The sequence below is a fragment of the Archangium violaceum genome (genome assembly GCF_016859125.1).
Classification (GTDB): domain Bacteria; phylum Myxococcota; class Myxococcia; order Myxococcales; family Myxococcaceae; genus Archangium; species Archangium violaceum_A.
Genome location: NZ_CP069338.1, coordinates 6,854,647 through 6,872,623, shown reverse-complemented (window position 1 = coordinate 6,872,623; position 17,977 = coordinate 6,854,647). Strand labels below are relative to the sequence as shown.

Here is a 17,977-nt window from a genome sequence, read left to right as displayed (position 1 = left end):
GCATCTTCTTTTCGAGGACAAGACAAGACAGACGAGCGCCGGAGTGGACTCGTAAGCCCCCTTGCGCCGGAGTGGGCTCGTGAGAACCCTTGCGCCGGACCGGGCCGGTCCTGGTCCATCAACGTGCAAAGGAGTTCATCCGTGTCACAGCTTCGTCTCTCGATCGGCGCGCTCGTCATCGCCGGCAGCCTCTTCACCGCGGCTTGTGGTCCGCAGCCCGAGGATGCCGCCGTGGAGTCCGACGCCTCCACCGTGCGGCAGCAGGAGGGCGCCGAGGCCACGCCAGTTGCAGGCGTGGAGGAAACCGAGGAGCGGAAGAAGTGCGACTACAAGGATCCGAACCTGCGCTACGTCTCGCGCGATCCGGCCACGTGTGCCGCCATCCTCTTCGTCTGCGAGGAGGGGGAGACGACGTTCTTCAATGAGTGCGGCTGTGGCTGCGCGACGACCCCGTAGCCCGTAGACCCCTGGCCCTGTCGAAGGAGCGACCCGGCGGGCCGGGGTTCTGGCCGGGGCCCCTCCCGGGCCTACCAGAACCTGAGAGGGACCCCGCGTGCAAAGGGGGGGTATTGACGAGGCCCACCTCCACTCCGCAGCATGGAAGTCACCCTCATGCGCGTACCCCCCGTCTATCGCCGTTGGGTTACCTGCCCCGTGCCACGCCCGCAGGCGAGCTTGCGGTTGTTCTGTTTCCACTTCGCGGGAGGGGATGCCTCCATCTTCCGGCTGTGGACCACCCAGCTCCCCGCCTCGGTCGAGGTCTGCCCCATCGAGCTGCCGGGCCGCGCCACCCGCCGCGCCGAGCCCCCCATCACCCGGTTCCCCGAACTGCTCGAGAAGCTGGCGGGCATGGTGCTCCCCTTCGTCAAGCAGCTCCCCTTCGCCCTCTTCGGGCACAGCTTCGGCGGCATCACCGCCTTCGAACTGGCGCGCTGGCTGCGCCGCAACGGCGGGCCCATGCCGACCCGGCTCTTCCTCTCGGCCTGCCCCGCCCTGCACCTCCGGCAAGCGCCCCCGTCCCCCATCACCCACCTGCCGGATACGGAGTTCCTGGAGGAGGTCGCCACCCGGTTCGGCACCCCCCGGGAGGTGCTCACCAGTGACGATGTTCGGGACACGGTGCTCCCCGCGCTGCGCGCGGACCTGAGTGTCGGAGAGAGCTACCGGTACCAGCCCGAGCCGCCGCTGGACGTGCCCATCTCCTCCTTCGGTGCCCTGCAGGACCCGGAGGTCAGCCAGCAGGAGGCGGAGGCGTGGCGGCATCAGACCACCGCGGACTTCAGCCTGCGCATGTTCCCTGGCAACCACTTCTTCCTCTCGGCCGAGCGGCTCCGGCTGCACAAGGCCATCGTCGAGGATCTCCAGCTCCCGGCGGCAAAGGGCGGCTGAGCTCCATCATTCCTTCGGTGTATCGTCGCGCGAGTGGCTCGAATGACATCCTTCGACGGGTTCTGGCCAATCAACGCATCCCAGCGATCGTGAACCCGCCGTCGACGAGGAGCGACTGACCCGTGACGAAGCGTGCCTCCTGGGTGCAGAGCCAGACGGCCACGTCGCCGACGTCGGCCGGTTCTCCGAGGCGCCTGGCCGGTGTGAACGCAACGAACGGCCTGGCCATCTCGTCGTCGACGGACCGGCGAAGCATCGGAGTGTCGATGATCCCCGGGTTGACATTGTTGACGCGGATGCCCTGGCCGGCGACTTCCAGAGCCACGGCCCGGATCATCGCGTCGAGCGCGCCCTTGCTGGCCGAATAGACGGACGAACCCACCGCTGCGCCCTTGGCCAGCCACGACGACGTGTTCACGATGGCGCCGCCCGAGCCCCGCCGGAGCATGGCGGCGATCTCGTATTTCATGGAGAGCCAGGCGCCCTTCAGGTTGATGGCCATCACCTGGTCGAAGTCGGACTCGGACAGGTCGGCGATGGGAGCGAACGCGCCCTGGATACCCGCGTTGTTGAAGGCGCAGTCGAGCCGGCCGAACCGCTCGAGCGTGCCTTCCACGAGCGCCTCGACGTCCGCCGCGCGCGCCACGTCGGCCGAGATGGCGAGGGCCTTGCCGCCCTCTGCTTCAACACGGTGCGCCACCTCGTCGAGCTCCGTCTGACGGCGACCCGCCAGGACGACGCTCGCGCCCTCCCGGGCGAAGGCGAGCGCTGCGGCGCGACCGATGCCGGTGCCTCCGCCGGTCACGAGCGCGACCTGGCCTTCGAGCCGGCGGGATGGGTGGATGACGTGCGATGTTCGCGGTTCGGTGATGCCGGACATGGATGCCTCCGTTCGATGGATGAGGCGAAGGTATTCGGCGGGACCGCTAGCGATAACGCGCTGACTTCCGTATGTACTGATGGCCAGGAGCCATCAATGCGCGGGTCCGAATTCGCCGAACTAGCCGCCTTCGTCGCCGTCGCGGAGGAGCGCAGCTTCCGGCGCGCGGCGGCGAGGCTGGGCATGAAGCCCTCGACCCTGAGCCATTCCTTGCGCGCTCTCGAAACCCGGCTCGGCGTGCGGCTCCTCAATCGGACGACGCGAAGCGTCTCGCCGACCGAGGCGGGTGAGCGGCTGCTCTCACAGCTCACGCCAGCCTTTGGCGACATCGCGAGAGCCGTCGATACCGTGAACGATTTCCGCGGCAGGCCGACGGGCACGGTGCGGCTCAACGTGCCGCGGATGGCCGCGATGATGGTGCTGGCGCCGATGCTCGGCCGGTTCGCGCGAGAGTACCCAGAGGTCACGCTGGAGGTGGCGGTCGAAGATGGATTCGTCGACATCGTCGACCGGCGGTTCGATGCGGGGATCCGTCTCGGCGAGAACGTCGGGCGGGAGATGATCTCCGTGCGGGTCAGCCCTGACATGCGCACCGCGGTTGTCGGCTCACCCGCGTACTTCAGAGAACATGCACCGCCGCGAACCCCGTCCGACCTGAAGAAGCACCGGTGTATTGGCTATCGCCACATCTCCAGCGGAGTGGTCTACCGCTGGGAGCTCGAGCGTGCGGGTGAAATACACACCCTCGCCGTCAGCGGCCCGCTCGTGCTCGACGATCCGGACCTGATGACGGCGGCTGCCCTGGAGGGGGTGGGACTCGCCTACGCGGTCGAAGCGCATGTCGCCGAACACCTGCGCCAGGGACGGATGCTCCGAGTCCTCGAGGATTGGAGCCCAGCGTTCCCCGGCTTTTTTCTCTATTACCCGAGCCGCCGACACGTTCCGGCGGCGCTGCGCGCGTTGATCGAGATGCTGAAGGTCTGAGTCTGGCCCGGGTGCGGCGAGCACTATCTGGCGGCGTACTACCGGAACATCAATCACCGCGCCTTCTTCCCCTTCTCCATCGTGGAGCGTCGAAGGAGGAGAAGCAAGGACAGCCCGGGAGAATAGAGGCAGCCCCGCTTGTAGGGCCAGGTTCGACCCGCTACCTTGGCCCGAGGAAATGCAACCTGGATACTGACCCAAAGATGATGGCATCCAAGTGGCTGTTCTCCGTTCTGAAGTTCGTTCACGAGTACTACGGCATCCTGTTCGCGGTGGCGGTTCTCACCTTCCTGGTGGCGGGGGTACTCCTCCGAAAAACGGCCCCCCGCGCCAGGGCAGGTGGCGTGGTCCTCGTGGCCCTGCTGGCGGCGTATGTCTACCTGGGGGTGGCGGGCTTCGACACGCTGGCTGTCTGGATCCAGCGCAACGGGGTGGAGGGAGAGGTGGTCCTCTCCCGCCAGGAACCCTCGAGCACGTTCGTCAATAAAAGGCGGCTCTACAACTTCGTCGGTTTCCTCAAGCGACGGGGCAGCGAGGAGCTCCATCCCATCGAGTTCCTCGAGACGAACGTCCTGCAATCGCCCGAGGTCGAGGGTTTCCATCCACGGGTTGGCAAGACGTACCCGGTGCGTTTCGTCGAGACCTATCCGGACTTCTTCGTCTTCGACCACGGAGGCGCGCAAGGGGCGGCGCTCGCGCAGGAGTGCTACGCGCGCTCTCGAAGACAACCAGACCTCGTGGCGCGCAGTCAGCTGAAGCCAGGAGACGCCGCGCTCCAAAAGGAGCTCCTGGAGAACGGTACGTTCATCATCGAGAAATGCGGCCAGGTGTTCTGAGCGCCGTGAGGACGGAGCCGTTTCAAATTCTCTGACATCGACCCGGCTCTATCGCCTATCCGGTTCGGGGGAAGCCTCCACATTCCCAGTACAGGCCCGGACAATGTCCGCCACGGAGGTGTGGGGCTCCAAGTGGAGGTAACCCCGGTCGCAGGAGAGGAGCCAGTCGCCCGAAGGCACCGGGGACCGTCTGCCTCGGGGTGTTCCTCGACCAGTGCTCCAGGCCAACGCAAGCGCAGCAATCGGGCGAAGTCCCCAGGCGGGATGCTCCAACCAGAGCGGTCCAGCTCTTGCGGAATGGACTCGAAGAAAGGCACGGCACGAGCGTCGTTGGTGATGACCTCGAGCCCGACGGCTGGCGTGTCCGGGTCCTTCAGGATGGCGGCATACCTTCGGAATTGAGCGAGTTCTTTACCTCGGATGGCCTGGCGAATGCCCTCACCACAGCTCGAGCCATGGACAAAGGGACTGCTGCCGGGATTTTCGACGAACTTCACCTCTAGCAGGTGTGCATCGCCATGCCTGACCCCATCAGCCCATCTTCCGCGAGGCGGCCATCCGTGAGACGGGCGCGGAGGCAGTTCCACAGAGGCCATCCTCCAAGGCTCTGGCATCTGCGGAGGAGGCCAGCTGGAGGCCAAGGCACTTGAGGAGGAGTTTCATGCTGCCCACCATCCCCCCGCCTCCCTCCGGCCGAACGGCGCTGGCTGCACAAGGCGCTCGTCGAGGAGCTCCAGCTTCCGGCGGGACGGAGCCGGCGGGGTTTCGCAATTTCCGTGACGGCGCCGCTGTTTCCGGTCATCTACCGCCCACGCCGCCATGCCTCGCTGGTCACACCAGGCAGGCGACCCCCGAGGACCCCTCACGTGCTCATCCGCTACACCGATTGGAAGAAGCCCACGGACGCGGCCTACGCGTTCCAGCTCCGCGCGGCCTTCTCCCCGGAAATTCCCGCGGCGGGCCTCCAGCGTGACATCCGGGCGGTCGCCCGCGAGGTCCTCGGAGCCGATGAGGCCGACCGCTTCGAGCAGCGGGTGCACCGCTGGTCCGGCCCGGAGAACGAGGTTGGAGACGCGGGCGAGAAGCCCTACACGGGCCAGCAGCTCACCTTCGAGGAACTCCCCTGGCGCGGTGCGCTCACGATGCGGGACATGGACTCGGTGCTCCGGGGCAACGTCCTGGTGATGCGCGGCCACTCCGGCCAGGCCGACTACCTGCTGCGCGATCACCACATGCTCGACGTGGCCCTGTACCACTACCGGACCACCGGCGAGCTGCCGCGTGCCCTCTTCCACGCGGATCGCCACTCGGACTGGTGCAAGGATAGCTACCTGGAGGCACGCGTCCCGCCGCAGGCGGCCACCTGGTGGAAGCTCTTCGAGGGACTGAAGCGGCCGGAAGACTCGGCTCCCGTCCTCACCGAGCAGGACATCTTCTTCACCACCGCCAAGGCCGAGTCGACGGCCCGGATGACCGGCCGCGACGTGGGCTTCTCCACGCTCGTCCCCTGGTTCGTGGATACCTCGGAGCTTCACTGGAGCCGAGTGCTCGCGCGGCCCGAAGTGGTCCAGGCCGATTGGGTGTCGCTGGACCTGGACTACTTCCAGCCCGCGCCCCAGTTGCGGCTCAGCAGCGGGCTCCTCCGAGACCCGCGCTTCCACGGGATGATGGAGGGCGCCCGGGTGCGCGTCTTCGTGCTCTCGCCCCAGTTCACCAACGGCGGAGACAAGATCGACCCCTGGGAAATCCAGGGCAGCGTCCACTCGTCGCTCCGGCTGTTGAACCTGCTGCGCCAGCTCCCCGGGAAGGTGCGGCTCCAGCACCCCTGAAGCACGACGGGCGGCCCCTCGAGGAGAGCCGCCCGCCGCTCAACCCATCCTGCCCGCCGGAGCTACGGCTGGGTGTAGCTGATGGTCAGGTTGTACGTGCCCGCGGAGGCCCCGCGCACCATGACGTACGCGGTGCTCTGGCCGGACGGTACGGTGAGCGAGCACGTCTCCGAGGCACCGGACGCGTTCGAGCGGCAGTCGAATTTGCTGGTGGTGGGCGCCGAGCCGAAGCGCGCGTACAGGTCGGGGTTGCCCGTGCCCGTCATCGTCACCGAGAAGGTGGTACCCGCCAGCACACTGTAGGGCCCGAAGTGGACGTTCTCGCGACGGGCCACACTGCCGCTGGCCGTCTGGCTCACGGGCGTGCCCGTACCGCCACCACCGCTCCCGCCACCATAGGTGCCTTCGAGCGTCACGCCCGAGTAGGCCGAGTAGGCGTTGAGCATCACGTACCAGGTGCCGGCCTGCGGGTTGGTGAAGGAGCAGCTCTCCGTGTTGCCACCCTTGTACGGACGGCAGTCGTAGGCGCTGGAGCTGGGGACGGCGCCGTAGCGCACGTACAGGTCCGCGTCACCCGTGCCGCCGCTGATGTCGAACGCCAGGCTGGACTGACCGGCGGGGACCTCGAGCGAGTAGTACTTCTTGTTGCCGGAGCTGCCGGAGAGGCCGCTCACCGCCACGCCGTTGGTCAGCGCGGTGACCACCGGGGGAGGCGGAGGCACGCCCACGGCCTTCCACGCCTCGGTCACCGCCGCAGACTCCGCCGAGCCCGCTCCGTAGAGCGCCTCGGCCGCCTGCACCGTGTACGTCTTGGCCTGCTCGAACGTAGTGCTGGCCGTGAAGAGGTCCGTGTTCGCCTTGTAGAAGATGCGCCCGGCCTTCTCCGGTCCGATGGCCGGCACCGCGTTGCTCGTCTTGCCTCTCGGGTGCGTGCCTCCCTTGGACAGCAGCGAGAACACCAGGTTGCTGATGCCCGAGCTGTAGTGCACGTCCTGCCCGCCGTAGTCCGCGTAGAAGTCGAGCGAGACGCCATCCTTGGCCGGATCGTCCATGTAGCGCAGGGCGTCGTTCGCGGTGCCCGGCGTCCAGATGTCCTCGCCAACCATGAAGACCTCCGCGTCCACGGCCCAGTCGCGCGTCCAGCTCTCGCACACACCGGCGAAGATGTCGGACATGGACTCGTTGAGGCCGCCGGACTCTCCCGAGTAGATGAGGTTCGACTCCGTGTCCGTCACGGCGTGGGTGAGCTCGTGCACGGTCACGTCCAGGTCCTTGCCCAGCTCGATGGAGTCCACGCCATCGCCATCGCCGTACACCATCTGGGTGCCGTCCCAGTAGGCGTTGACGTAGTTGCTGCCGTAGTGGACGGTGCTGATGAGCGTGGCGCCCGCGTTGTCATACGAGTCGCGGCCGAACAGTGTCTGGTAGCAATTGTAGGTGGCGCCCAGCATGTCGTAGTTCATGTCGACGTGCGCGTCGCCAATGGGCGCCTGGCCCTCGCTGCGCTTGAGGGTGCCCGGCGTGCTCGAGCCGTTGTTGGCCGAGTACACCTTGCGGTCGAGCGCGGAGTGGATGAGCGGGTTGACCAGCAGGAGGCCGCCGCGCTGCGCGTCCACGTAGACGAGATCATCAGCGGGCATGCCGTCGCGCTCGCCCTTCACGCGCACCTCGTAGGCCAGCCGCGGCTCCGGGCTGCCCTCGGCGCGCAGGTAGACGAGCCTCGTGCCGCTGGCGGAAGCGCCCCGCGCGGTGGAGCCCTCGATAGCCACCTTCAGCGCCGCCTCGGGGGCTACCTTCGCCTCGGCGGATACCTTCGAGCCGTCCCGGGCCGAGCCGTTGGCCGCATAGACATTGTTCGCCGCGTCCACGTGCAGCACCAGCTCGCCCCCCACCACCTGCAGGCCGTTCTTCATCTGCTGGAAGCGCAGGTGCCGGTGGCCCTGGGCGTCCACCGTGGCGCGCTTGAGCACCAGGTCGTTCTCGTTCAGCCGGAACACCGGAGCGACGGTGGCGAGCGCCTCACGCACGTCCACCTCCGCCGAGGAGCGCAGCGCCCCGGAGAGCTGGGAGGCCCGGCCGAGCTGGCCTCGGATGGAGTAGGGAACCTCTCCGTCGGTGCCGAGCACCCGGGCCCCCTGGATGCGGGCCAGCGCGGACTGGATGTCGGCGTCATCACCCGTCTGGACGGGCGCCTCGCCCTCCTGCATCGCCCCGCACGCGGCCAGGCTGGCACCCAGCCACGCCGCGAAGAACGTCCTCGAGAACCGGTTGCTCACGAAGCACTCCCTCTGTGGAAGAAGGAGCTTTCTTGACATACCTGTTACATGAGCATCAAGGCGCTATGATGTTTTACAGGAATTTTTCTGATAATGATGTGTGATCGCGAACGCGGAGCTACGGCTGGGTGTAGCTGATGGTCAGGTTGTACATACCCGCGGAGGCCCCGTGCACCATGACGTACGCGGTGCTCCGGCCGGACGGCACGGTGAGCGAGCACGTCTCCGAGGCATCGGACGCGTTCGGGCGGCAGTCGAACATGCTGGTGGTGGGCGCCGAGCCGAAGCGCGCGTACAGGTCGGGGTTGCCCGTGCCCGTCATGGTCACCGTGAAGGGGGTGCCCGCCAGCACGCTGTAGGGCCCGAAGCTGACGTTCTCGAGCCGGGCCACGCTACCGCTGGCCGTCTCGGTCACGGGCGCGCTCGTGTAGAAGCCCTTGAGGGTGACGCTCGAGTTGGCGTTGAGCATCACATACCAGGTGCCTGCCCGCGGATTGGTGAAGGTGCAGGTCCCCATGTTGCCATCCGAGCTCGGACGGCAGTCGTAGGTGCTGTAGTCGGGGACGGCGCCGTAGCGCACGTACAGGTCCGTGTCATCCATGCCGCCGCTGATCTCGAACGCCAGGCTGGACCGACCCGCGGGCACCTCGAGCGAGTAGTACAGCCTTCGACCGGAGATGCCTTTCACCGCCACGCCGTTGGTCAACGCGGTGACCACCGGCGGCGGTGGTGGCACGCCCACGGCCTTCCACGCCTCGGTCACCGCCGCAGACTCCGCCGAGCCCGCTCCGTAGAGCGCCTCGGCCGCCTGCACCGTGTACGTCTTGGCCTGCTCGAACGTGGTGCTGGCCGTGAAGAAGTCCGTGTTGGCCTTGTAGAAGATGCGGCCCGCCTTCTCCAGTCCGATGGCCGGCACCGCGTTGCTCGTCTTGCCTCTCGGGTGCGTGCCTCCCTTGGACAGCAGCGAGAACACCAGGTTGCTGATGCCCGAGCTGTAGTGCACGTCCACGCCCGGGAAGTAGTCCGGGAAGTAGTCGAGCGAGACACCGTCCCTGGCCGGATCGTGCATGTAGCGTAGCGCATCGTACGGGTTGCCCGGCGTCCAGGTGTCCTCGCCGATCATGAAGACATCCGCGGTCGTGGACCAGCCGCGAAACCAGCTCTTGCACACGCCGGCGAAGATGTCGGACATGGACTCGTTGAGGCCGCCGGACTCTCCCGAGTAGATGAGGTTGGACTCGTACTCGGTCACGGCGTGGGTGAGCTCGTGCACGACCACGTCCAGGTCCTTGCCCAGCTCGATGGAGGTCACACCGTCGCCATCGCCGAACACCATCTGGGTGCCGTCCCAGTAGGCGTTGACGTAGTTGCTGCCGTGATGGACGGAGCTCACGAGCGTGGCGCCCGCGTTGTCATACGAGTCGCGGCCGAACAGCGCCTGGTAGCAATTATAGGCGACACCCAACCTATCGTAGTTCGTGTCGGTGTGCGGATCGCGAATGCGATCCTGGCCTTCGCTGCGCATCAGGATGCCCGGCAAGCACATGCCGACGGTGGTCCGGTACACCTGGCGGTTGAGCGCGGAGTGGATGCGCGGGTTGACCAGCAGGAGGCCGCCTCGCTGCGCATCCACGTAGACGAGATCATCGGCGGGCATGCCGTCGCGCTCGCCCTTCACGCGCACCTCGTAGGCCAGCCGCGGCTCCGGGCTGCCCTCGGCGCGCAGGTAGACGAGCCTCGCGTCGCTGGCGGAAGCATCCCGCGCGGTGGAGCCCTCCACGGCCGCCATCAGTGCCGCCTCGGGAGCCACCTTCGCCTCGGCGGATACCTTCGAGCCGTCCCGGGCCGAGCCGTTGGCCGCATAGACATTGTTCGCCGCGTCCACGTGCAGCACCAGCTCGCCCCCCACCACCTGCAGGCCGTTCTTCATCTGCTGGAAGCGCAGGTGCCGGTGGCCCTGGGCGTCCACCGTGGCGCGCTTGAGCACCAGGTCGTTCTCGTTCAGCCGGAACACCGGGGCGACAGTGGCGAGCGCCTCACGCACGTCCACCTCCACCGAGGAGCTCAGCAGCCCCTGCTTCTGGGAGGCCCTGCCGAGCTGGCCGCGAATGAAGTAGGGAACCTCTCCGTCGGTGCCGAGCACCCGGGCCCCCTGGATACGGGCCAGTGCGGACTGGATGTCGGCGGCGTCAGCACCCGTTCGCACGGGTGTCTCGCTCTCCTGAAACACCCCGCACGCGACCAGGCTGGCACCCAACCACACCGCGAAGAACGTCCTTGAGAACCGGTTGCTCACGAAGCACTCCCCCTTGTGGAAGATGGTGCTTTCTTGACATACCCATTGCATGGTCCTCAAGGCGTTGTAATGGTTTACAACTATTTCACCTGATTTCGGAGTGCCGTCGCGGACGCGAGGCTCTTGGCGGCTCCAGAACGAGCTGACACCGTGCGCGGTTTTTCACCATCCTCGCGAGAGCCCTCCATGAAGCTCACGAAGCTCAACATCCACGGGTACCGGGACGTCGCGCCAGGAACGCAGCTCGTGTTCAGCCCGTCGCTCAACCTGGTGCTCGGCGAGAACGGCACCGGCAGGACGACGCTGCTGGACCTGCTCTCGCGCGTCCTCGCCTCGGACTTCTCCGGGCTCATCCGCGAGGAGTTCTCCCTCGAGTACACCCTCGCCTTTCCCGGGATGGAGCTGCGCGTCCGCGTCCGGAACGCACGCCCCTCCGCCGCGTCGCGGAATGGGGATACCTCGCGCGCCGACCTGGCGCTCCTGCCTCCGCGCTCCCCGGAGAACGGGGCGGAATTCGAGCCCTTCATGGAGCTGAGCATCCAGCTCGAGTCCCCCTCCTCCCTGCTGGTGATGCGCTCGGATGCCGTGGGCGTGTCCTGGGAGGTGGATGGGCAACCGGTCTACTCGCAGACCATGCACTGGTCCCTGCTGGATCGCACCGTGTGGGTGGTGCTCTTCATGACGGCCCAGCGGCTGGAGCCCGAGCTCCGGGAGCGGCTCAAGGAGCTCCTCCGCCACACCTTCCTGATGGCCCCCGCGCGCTTCGACGAGTCGCTCGGAACGTTCCAGCAGATGGGCACCACCCAGTATGGAATGGAGATGCGGGGCGACGAGGTGTTTCCCCTCGGACTGATGTCGCTGCCCAGGTGGTTGCCGGGGCTGCTGAAGGAGCGGGCGGAGCAGGCGCTCTCCGCCGGTTTCATCGACATCCGCCACGATGAGCTCGAGCAGGGCTTCCTCGCGCGGTTCGTCGCCCTGGCCGGGTTCACCTCGGGGAAGTTCCGGGTGGAGCTGCTCAAGCAGCGGAGATACGAGGGCGGCGAGCGCCTGGAGTTCGGCCACTTCAGCTGCGGCTTCACCCGGCGCGACGGCTCGGTGCTGACACAGGAGCAGCTCGGCCACGGACAGAAGCGGCTGCTGTCCTTCCTGTACTACCTGGATCTCAACGAGGACTTCGTCATCGCCGACGAGCTGACCAACGGCCTGCACCCGCGCCTCGTCGAGGCCTGCCTGCGCCACCTGGGCCCCCGGCAGTCCTTCGTCACCAGCCAGAACCCGGCCACGTTCGAGCACGTCCCGCTCGGGTCCGCCGACGAGGTGCGTACCTCACTCATCCACTGTGGGACCGAGCTCCGGGACGGGCGCGAGTGGAAGGCCTGGTCCAACCCCACGCCCGACGCGGCCACGCGGCTCTTCGGCGCACACCAGCGGGGAGACACCCCACTCGGCACGCTGCTGCGCCAACACGGGCTGTGGTGAGTCAGGCCCCCGCCTTCCGCGCCCGCTCGAGCTCCGCCCGGAAGAAGGCGCTGTGCCGGGCGAGCGTCTCCATGTAGGGCAGGACGTCCTCGCGGGCCTCGGGAGACAGCAGCGCGTAGGGCGTCACGTGTGCGTCCGGCACGTAGCGGAAGGTGAGGTTGATGCGCCGCGTCTTGAAGTCCGGCATCTCGGGCGGGAGCGTGTGGCCCGCGCGCGTGTCCACCCGCTGCACCCGGTGGAAGGTCTGCTCCTTCCAGCGCGCGCCCCCGAAGAGCTGCAGCGCGCCATCGTCGAGCCACTGCTCCAACACCACCTCGTCACGCTCGCCCGGACGGGTGGAGGTGACGAACTGGATGAGCGCGCGCTCGCCGAAGGACAGCGAGGCCACCGGTCCCGGCTCGAAGTCCTTGTGCTCGCCCACGCGCGCGGTGTCCACCCAGCGCCCGTCCTCGAGCCGGCTGCCGTAGAAGTTCACCAGGCAGGTGTTGAGGTGCCAGCCGGGGGGCATGTCCGGGCCGCGGAACATGCGGCGCGCGAGCTGCTCCACCTTCTCCACCTGGCGCTGGAGCACCGCCGGGAAGGGCTCGGCCTTCACGCAGCGATCCTTCACCCCCTTCGGCGGGCGGTAGTAGTCGAGACAGGCGAACTGCCAGTTACCCAGCCAGTACACCGGCCGGAGCAACCGCCGCTGCGCCTGCCCCGGAGGAGGAGGGAAGTGTTTGGAATAACGCTCCTCCCACAGCGGGTGCAGGCTCCCGAGCCAGGAGAGGATCTCCGCCCGGTCCGCCGCCGAGAGGAAGCTCGCGTTGTAATGGTGGCCCGGGGTGCGCTGGCGAGCCTTGAGGGCCAGCGAGCGGCCATAGCGGGGAGGAGGAACCATGTCCCTCCACTACCACAGCGCTCATGGCACGGGGCACCGTCGGTCCCAGGACAGTCCCACCCGATTCAACGGGGGGTGAGATCCACCTGGAAGCCGCCGACGCAATGTGCGGAAGGGAGGGTACCCGTGGCAGACAGAGCGAGCCTTGCGTTGGACTTTCGCAACATCGACCGGACCGCGGCTTCCACCGAGGCTGTCCGCTTCCTGGACAACCTGAATGCGACCCAGCAGGTCCAGGAGATACAGCGACTGACGCACCGCCTGCTGGGCGCGTGTGAGGGCGCGCACGTCCTGGACGCCGGCTGCGGGGTGGGTGACGTCACCCGGGAGTTGGGCACCCTGGTGGGCAGGACCGGCCGGGTGACGGGGGTCGACCTGAGCGAGAACATGGTGGCCGAGGCCCGCCGCAGGACGGAGGGCACGGGACTGCCCGTGGAATTCCGGCACGGCGACATCCACCGGCTGGACCTCCCCTCGGAGAGCTTCGACGGGTGCCGTGCCTCCCGCGTCTTCATCTACCTGGAGGATCCCCGCCAGGCGCTCAGCGAGCTGTTGCGGCTCACACGACCCGGGGGCACGGTGGTGCTCTTCGAGCCGGAGATGGACAGCCTGGTGCTGGACGGGCCGGACCGGGCCGTGGTCCGGAAGCTGGTGCACTTCTGGGCCGATCAGCTCCGCAATCCCTGGGTGGGCCGGCGGATTCCGGGCCTGTTCCGCTCCCTGGGAGTGAGCGAGCTGTCCTTCACCCCGGTGGCCGGCACCTGGACGATGAGCACGATGGAGACGTTCGGCCTCCATTCCATCCTGGAGAAGGCCGTCCAGTCGGGAGTGGCGACCGCCGGGGAGGTGGCGGAGTGGCTCCGCTTCATGAAGGAGCGGGACCAGGAGGGGAGCTACTACGGCGCGATGACGGGCATGGTGGTCCGGGGCATCAAACCGGTCGCCTGAGGCGCCCTCCCCGCCCGTCGCCCTCGCCTAGAATGGATTCCATGTCGATGGAGCACACGCAAGATACCGTCGGGAGCGCGGGGGGATTGAAGCTGTACTACCAGGCGTGGAAGCCCCCGGGTCAGCCGCGCACGGTGGTGGCCATCATCCACGGCATCGGCGAGCACAGCGGTCGATTCAAGAACATCGTCGACTACCTCGTGGCGCGAAGCCATGCGGTGTACGCACTCGACCTGCGGGGCCATGGGCGCTCCCCGGGACAGCGGGGACACCTGATGTCGTGGTCGGAGTACCGGGAGGACGTGAAGGCCTTCCTCGGGAGGATCTCCACCCGGGAGCCCGGCCGGCCCCTCTTCATCTACGGCCACAGCATGGGCGGGCTCATCGTCCTGGACTACGTGCTGCGGCACCCGGAGGGCCTGAGCGGGACGATCATCAGCGGCCCCCCGTTCGAGTCCGTGGGCGTGGCGACCCCGCTGCTGGTGACCTCGGCGCGAATCCTCTCACGCCTGTGGCCGACCTTCGCGCTCGACGTGCCCCTCGAGGCCGAGGCCCTGTGCAAGGACCCCACGGTGGTTGCCCACTACCTGGGCGATCCACTCGTCCACCGCAGGTGCTCGGTGCGCTGGGCCGCGGAGGCGCTCGACGCGGGCGAGTGGGTGAAGGCCCATGCCGCGGACCTGCGCCTCCCGCTGCTGATGCTCCATGGGGAGGAGGACCGCATCAACACCGCCGCCGGTACCCGCCGCTTCTTCGAGTCCGTGAGCCTCGCCGACAAGGCGCTGCACCTGGTTCCCGGCGGCTACCACGAGCCCCACAGCGACCCGGGCTACGAGCAGGTGCTGCAACGGGTGGAGGACCATCTGCTCTCGCACATGCCCGAAGCGGCCCGGCCCTGAAGCTCAGTGGTCCGCGACCACGACGAAGTGCTCGTGCACCTGGCGGACATCCGAGGCGTGCGAGACGCGGAACTCGTACCGCCCGGGCTTGTCGATGCGCACCCGCAGTGGCAGGGCGGAGTCCCCGGTGTCGGCGGTGAACTCGTGCACGCAGCGATCCCCTTCACAGCCCACGAGCTGCAGCGAGGGCAGGTGCTGGGCGTGCCGATGGAAGTCCACCTCGGCCGGCGCCTCCAGACGGACCATGGCCGGCTCTCCGGAGTGCACGCCGTGGCTCCAGGGAAGCTCCAGCCAGCCAGCACCCTCCCCAGGTATCTGGAAGGACACCTGCCGGGAGGGAAGAACCTCGGCCTGGAGCTCCGTGCCCCCCATCACGCTGTCCACGCCGTCCACCTTCACCGCGAGCACGAGCAACGTGCAGGCCAGGGCCGCCCCCAGGAGCATCCGGATCTCCGGGTGATGGGCATGCGTGCGCTCGGCCAGTCCCTTGCGGCGGCCCTGAGTGGAAGCCGAGCCCGACGCCCTGGCGGCCTCGGCCTGCTGGAGTGCCGACTGGAGACGGAGCTGGAGACGGCCGGAGGGCCGCTCGTTGCGAAGCGCGGATAGGGCGGAGTGGGCTTCCTCGGGCAGAGGGGGAAGGTTCTTGCCATCGTTCGAGCTCACGGACGTCCTCCTGCGCTGACGACCTGCGCTTGTTGGGCCACCATGGACTTGAAGCGCTCCCCCAACTGGGCGCGGCCCCTGAAGTGACGGCTCTTCACCGTCCCCACTGGAAGGTCCAGGGATTCCGCCACCTCTTCATATCCCAACTCTTCCACGTCACACAGGAGGACCACCAACCGGAACTTCTCGGGCAGGGAACGCAGACACCTCATCAACAGCTCCGCCTCTTCGGACTGGCACACCTGGGTCTCCGGGCTCGGCTGCTCCGTCCCTCCGGTGAAGAGAGAGCCGAGCACCGACGAGGCGCCCTCCAGGACGGAGTCCAGCAACGAGCGGCGCCGGGACACCGCGCGCCGACTCTCCACGAACTGGTTGCGCACGATGCCGCATAGCCACCCGAAGAAGGAGCCCCGCTGCTGATAGCTGTCCCGATGGAGGAAGGCACGTACCAGCGAGTCCTGAAGCAAATCCTCCGCCTCCTGTTTGTCACGGCACAGGGTCATGCAGAGGCGATGGAGCCGTGGCAGCAGAGGCTCCACCTCCAGTTCGAAGCGCGCACGCGCTCCTCCCGCCTCGCCTCCTTCATTTCCAGAGCCCCCGCTCATCGGCGCCCCACCCCGGGCGCGCCACGTTCGCCACAGCCTCGCGAACCCACTTTTCCCATCAGATGGAATGAACCCCACGATGGTTCCCAAATTTCAATTCGTCCCATTTCAAATCCCGATGTGCGCCTGACACGCCCTTCAACCAATCGCCTGGAAGTGCCGTGGTCCGCTGTAGGACAGCCAGGGTTCATACGCATTCCTGCATAACAACCAACCAACCAGGAAAGACACCTCAAGAAGAGATTCCGGGAACCGTCACGCGGCTCGTTCCGTCCCCTTTTCTTCGTAAGGCCTTGGCGGCCCTCGAACGGCCATCAGGCCGCGTGAATCAGGAGGTTCGACCCCCATGCAACCGCAGCACGCCCCCTCTTCTCATCCCTCCGAGTCCGAGGGCCGCTCCGCCTGGAAGAGCGACATCGTCTCCGGCTTCCTCGTCTTCCTCATCGCGCTGCCGCTGTGTCTGGGCATCTCATTGGCGAGCGGCTTCCCGCCCGTGGCCGGCATCTTCACCGCGGTGATCGGCGGCGTCGTCTCCTCCTTCCTGGGAAGCGCCCGTTTGACCATCAAGGGTCCCGCTGCGGGCCTCATCGTCATCGCGCTCGGCGCGGTGACGGACCTGGGCGGCGGAGATGCGCAGCTCGGCTACCGCCGGGCGCTGGCGACCATCGTGGTGGCGGCCGTCCTGCAGATCCTCTTCGCGGCGCTGCGCACCGGCACGCTGGGGGACTTCTTTCCCTCGTCGGTGGTGCACGGAATGCTCGCGGCCATCGGCGTCACCATCTGCTCCAAGCAGCTCCACGTCCTGCTCGGTGTGACGCCGGCCGCCAAGGAGCCGCTCCACCTGCTGGCGGAGATTCCCCACAGCCTCGGGAAGATGAATCCGGAGATCGCCCTCATCGGCGTCATCAGCCTGGTCCTCCTCTTCGGCCACGCGATGCTGTCCAAGCGGGTGGCGGCCCTCAAACGCGTGCCCGCGCCCCTGCTGGTGCTGCTCGTCGCGGTGCCGCTGGGCCTCCTCTTCGACCTGGACCACGAGCACACCTTCACCTTCTCCAGTGAGGTCTTCTCGGTGGGTCCCAGGTTCCTGGTGAACCTGCCGAGCAACCTGCTCACGGCCATCACCTTCCCGGACTTCTCCGCCGTCCTCTCGTCGACGTCCATCAAGTACATCGTCATGTTCGCGCTGGTGGGCAGCATCGAGTCGCTGCTGACGGCCAAGGCGATGGACATGCTGGATCCGGAGAAGCGCCGCTCGAACCTGGACAAGGATCTGTTCGCCACCGGCGTGGGCAACCTGCTCGCGGGCCTGATCGGTGGCCTGCCGATGATCTCCGAGGTGGTCCGCAGCTCGGCCAACATCGGCTATGGGGCGAAGAGCCGGCTGTCCAACTTCTTCCACGGCCTGTTCCTGCTGCTTCTCGTGGCGTTCGCGCCCATGATCATCCACCGGATTCCGCTGGCCGCGCTTGCCGCCATGCTCGTCTTCACGGGCGTGCGGCTGGCCTCGCCCAGCGAGTTCGTGAAGACGTTCCGCATCGGCGCCGAGCAGCTCCTCATCTTCACCTTCACGCTGGGCGTGACGCTGGCCACGGACCTGCTGGTGGGCGTGGCCTCGGGTATCGTCCTGAAGATGGTGGTGCACCTGCTCAATGGCGCGCCGCTGGCCGGCCTCTTCCGCCCGGAGATCGAGGAGCACAATGCGGAGGGCCAGGTGGTGCTGCGCGTGCGGCACGCGGCCGTCTTCACCAACTTCCTCAAGCTCAAGAAGCAGCTGGCGCGGCACGCCCAGGCACAGCACGTCGAGGTGGACCTGACGGACGCGAAGCTGGTGGACCACACGGTGATGGAGCGGCTGCACGAGCTGGAGGGTGAGTTCTCCCGCGAGGGCCGCCACCTGCACATCCGCGGGCTCGACCAGCACCGCAGCCTCTCCGCGCACCCGCTGTCCGCGCGCAAGAAGGGACCCAAGGGCACCCTGGGACTTTCTTCCTGAGCAGAACCCGTTCCCCCCTC

Annotated in this window: 15 protein-coding genes; 9 read left to right on the top strand and 6 right to left on the bottom strand. The window is 67.4% G+C overall.

What is annotated here, in order from left to right; all coding sequences use genetic code 11:
- Positions 1-141: 141 nt before the first annotated feature.
- Complete coding sequence (locus JQX13_RS29525) at positions 142-456, top strand: hypothetical protein (RefSeq protein WP_203402821.1); 315 nt, start codon at positions 142-144, stop codon at positions 454-456.
- Between the two features lie 156 nt (positions 457-612).
- Positions 613-1,389: a thioesterase II family protein gene (locus JQX13_RS29520; RefSeq protein WP_203402820.1), complete on the top strand. Its 777-nt coding sequence runs from the start codon at positions 613-615 to the stop codon at positions 1,387-1,389.
- Between the two features lie 70 nt (positions 1,390-1,459).
- On the opposite strand, the gene JQX13_RS29515 is transcribed toward JQX13_RS29520, so the two are convergent.
- Complete coding sequence (locus tag JQX13_RS29515; protein WP_203402819.1) at positions 1,460-2,269, bottom strand: SDR family NAD(P)-dependent oxidoreductase; 810 nt, start codon at positions 2,267-2,269, stop codon at positions 1,460-1,462.
- Between the two features lie 96 nt (positions 2,270-2,365).
- Here JQX13_RS29515 and JQX13_RS29510 point away from each other — a divergent pair, with 96 nt between their 5' ends.
- The 3 genes from JQX13_RS29510 (at position 2,366) to JQX13_RS29500 (ending at position 5,918) form a co-directional block, all read left to right on the top strand.
- Positions 2,366-3,253 (top strand): LysR substrate-binding domain-containing protein, encoded by an 888-nt coding sequence (locus JQX13_RS29510; RefSeq protein WP_203402818.1) that lies wholly within the window; start codon positions 2,366-2,368, stop codon positions 3,251-3,253.
- Between the two features lie 203 nt (positions 3,254-3,456).
- Positions 3,457-4,089 carry a hypothetical protein gene (locus JQX13_RS29505; protein WP_203402817.1) on the top strand — a complete coding sequence of 211 codons (633 nt, stop codon included), beginning with the start codon at positions 3,457-3,459 and terminating at the stop codon, positions 4,087-4,089.
- Positions 4,090-4,955: 866 nt separating this feature from the next.
- Entirely contained in the window at positions 4,956-5,918 is a 963-nt protein-coding gene (locus JQX13_RS29500) for a hypothetical protein (protein WP_239013928.1), read from the top strand.
- A 62-nt stretch (positions 5,919-5,980) separates the two neighbouring features.
- On the opposite strand, the gene JQX13_RS29495 is transcribed toward JQX13_RS29500, so the two are convergent.
- Complete coding sequence (locus JQX13_RS29495) at positions 5,981-8,194, bottom strand: M4 family metallopeptidase (protein WP_343211020.1); 2,214 nt, start codon at positions 8,192-8,194, stop codon at positions 5,981-5,983.
- 118 nt (positions 8,195-8,312) lie between these two features.
- Positions 8,313-10,400, bottom strand: a complete 2,088-nt coding sequence (locus JQX13_RS29490) for a M4 family metallopeptidase (protein WP_239013927.1) — start codon at positions 10,398-10,400, stop codon at positions 8,313-8,315.
- A gap of 276 nt (positions 10,401-10,676) precedes the next feature.
- Here JQX13_RS29490 and JQX13_RS29485 point away from each other — a divergent pair, with 276 nt between their 5' ends.
- Positions 10,677-11,969: an AAA family ATPase gene (locus JQX13_RS29485; RefSeq protein ID WP_203402814.1), complete on the top strand. Its 1,293-nt coding sequence runs from the start codon at positions 10,677-10,679 to the stop codon at positions 11,967-11,969.
- A gap of 1 nt (position 11,970) precedes the next feature.
- Here the strand turns inward: JQX13_RS29485 and JQX13_RS29480 are convergent, their stop codons facing one another.
- Complete coding sequence (locus JQX13_RS29480) at positions 11,971-12,849, bottom strand: alpha-ketoglutarate-dependent dioxygenase AlkB (RefSeq protein ID WP_203402813.1); 879 nt, start codon at positions 12,847-12,849, stop codon at positions 11,971-11,973.
- A 126-nt stretch (positions 12,850-12,975) separates the two neighbouring features.
- On the opposite strand from JQX13_RS29480, the gene JQX13_RS29475 reads away from it, so the two are divergent.
- A complete protein-coding gene (locus tag JQX13_RS29475) occupies positions 12,976-13,797 on the top strand; it encodes a methyltransferase domain-containing protein (RefSeq protein ID WP_203402812.1) in 822 nt (273 codons plus the stop codon).
- 47 nt (positions 13,798-13,844) lie between these two features.
- Positions 13,845-14,696, top strand: a complete 852-nt coding sequence (locus JQX13_RS29470) for an alpha/beta hydrolase (protein ID WP_203402811.1) — start codon at positions 13,845-13,847, stop codon at positions 14,694-14,696.
- A 3-nt stretch (positions 14,697-14,699) separates the two neighbouring features.
- On the opposite strand, the gene JQX13_RS29465 is transcribed toward JQX13_RS29470, so the two are convergent.
- A complete protein-coding gene (locus tag JQX13_RS29465) occupies positions 14,700-15,359 on the bottom strand; it encodes a hypothetical protein (RefSeq protein WP_203402810.1) in 660 nt (219 codons plus the stop codon).
- Positions 15,356-15,964 (bottom strand): RNA polymerase sigma factor, encoded by a 609-nt coding sequence (locus JQX13_RS29460; RefSeq protein ID WP_203402809.1) that lies wholly within the window; start codon positions 15,962-15,964, stop codon positions 15,356-15,358. The genes JQX13_RS29465 and JQX13_RS29460 overlap by 4 nt, the downstream gene beginning before the upstream one ends.
- Positions 15,965-16,310: 346 nt before the next feature.
- On the opposite strand from JQX13_RS29460, the gene JQX13_RS29455 reads away from it, so the two are divergent.
- Entirely contained in the window at positions 16,311-17,957 is a 1,647-nt protein-coding gene (locus tag JQX13_RS29455) for a SulP family inorganic anion transporter (protein WP_203402808.1), read from the top strand.
- Positions 17,958-17,977 lie beyond the last annotated feature (20 nt).

What these genes read in the sequence shown, in the direction of transcription:
- JQX13_RS29485 (WP_203402814.1), top strand. Translation starts at nt 10,677, where the DNA reads ATGAAGCTCACGAAGCTCAACATCCACGGGTACCGGGACGTCGCGCCA.
- JQX13_RS29515 (WP_203402819.1), bottom strand. Translation starts at nt 2,269, where the DNA reads ATGTCCGGCATCACCGAACCGCGAACATCGCACGTCATCCACCCATCC.
- JQX13_RS29480 (WP_203402813.1), bottom strand. Translation starts at nt 12,849, where the DNA reads ATGGTTCCTCCTCCCCGCTATGGCCGCTCGCTGGCCCTCAAGGCTCGC.
- JQX13_RS29470 (WP_203402811.1), top strand. Translation starts at nt 13,845, where the DNA reads ATGGAGCACACGCAAGATACCGTCGGGAGCGCGGGGGGATTGAAGCTG.
- JQX13_RS29460 (WP_203402809.1), bottom strand. Translation starts at nt 15,964, where the DNA reads ATGAGCGGGGGCTCTGGAAATGAAGGAGGCGAGGCGGGAGGAGCGCGT.
- JQX13_RS29520 (WP_203402820.1), top strand. Translation starts at nt 613, where the DNA reads ATGCGCGTACCCCCCGTCTATCGCCGTTGGGTTACCTGCCCCGTGCCA.
- JQX13_RS29505 (WP_203402817.1), top strand. Translation starts at nt 3,457, where the DNA reads ATGATGGCATCCAAGTGGCTGTTCTCCGTTCTGAAGTTCGTTCACGAG.
- JQX13_RS29455 (WP_203402808.1), top strand. Translation starts at nt 16,311, where the DNA reads ATGCAACCGCAGCACGCCCCCTCTTCTCATCCCTCCGAGTCCGAGGGC.
- JQX13_RS29510 (WP_203402818.1), top strand. Translation starts at nt 2,366, where the DNA reads ATGCGCGGGTCCGAATTCGCCGAACTAGCCGCCTTCGTCGCCGTCGCG.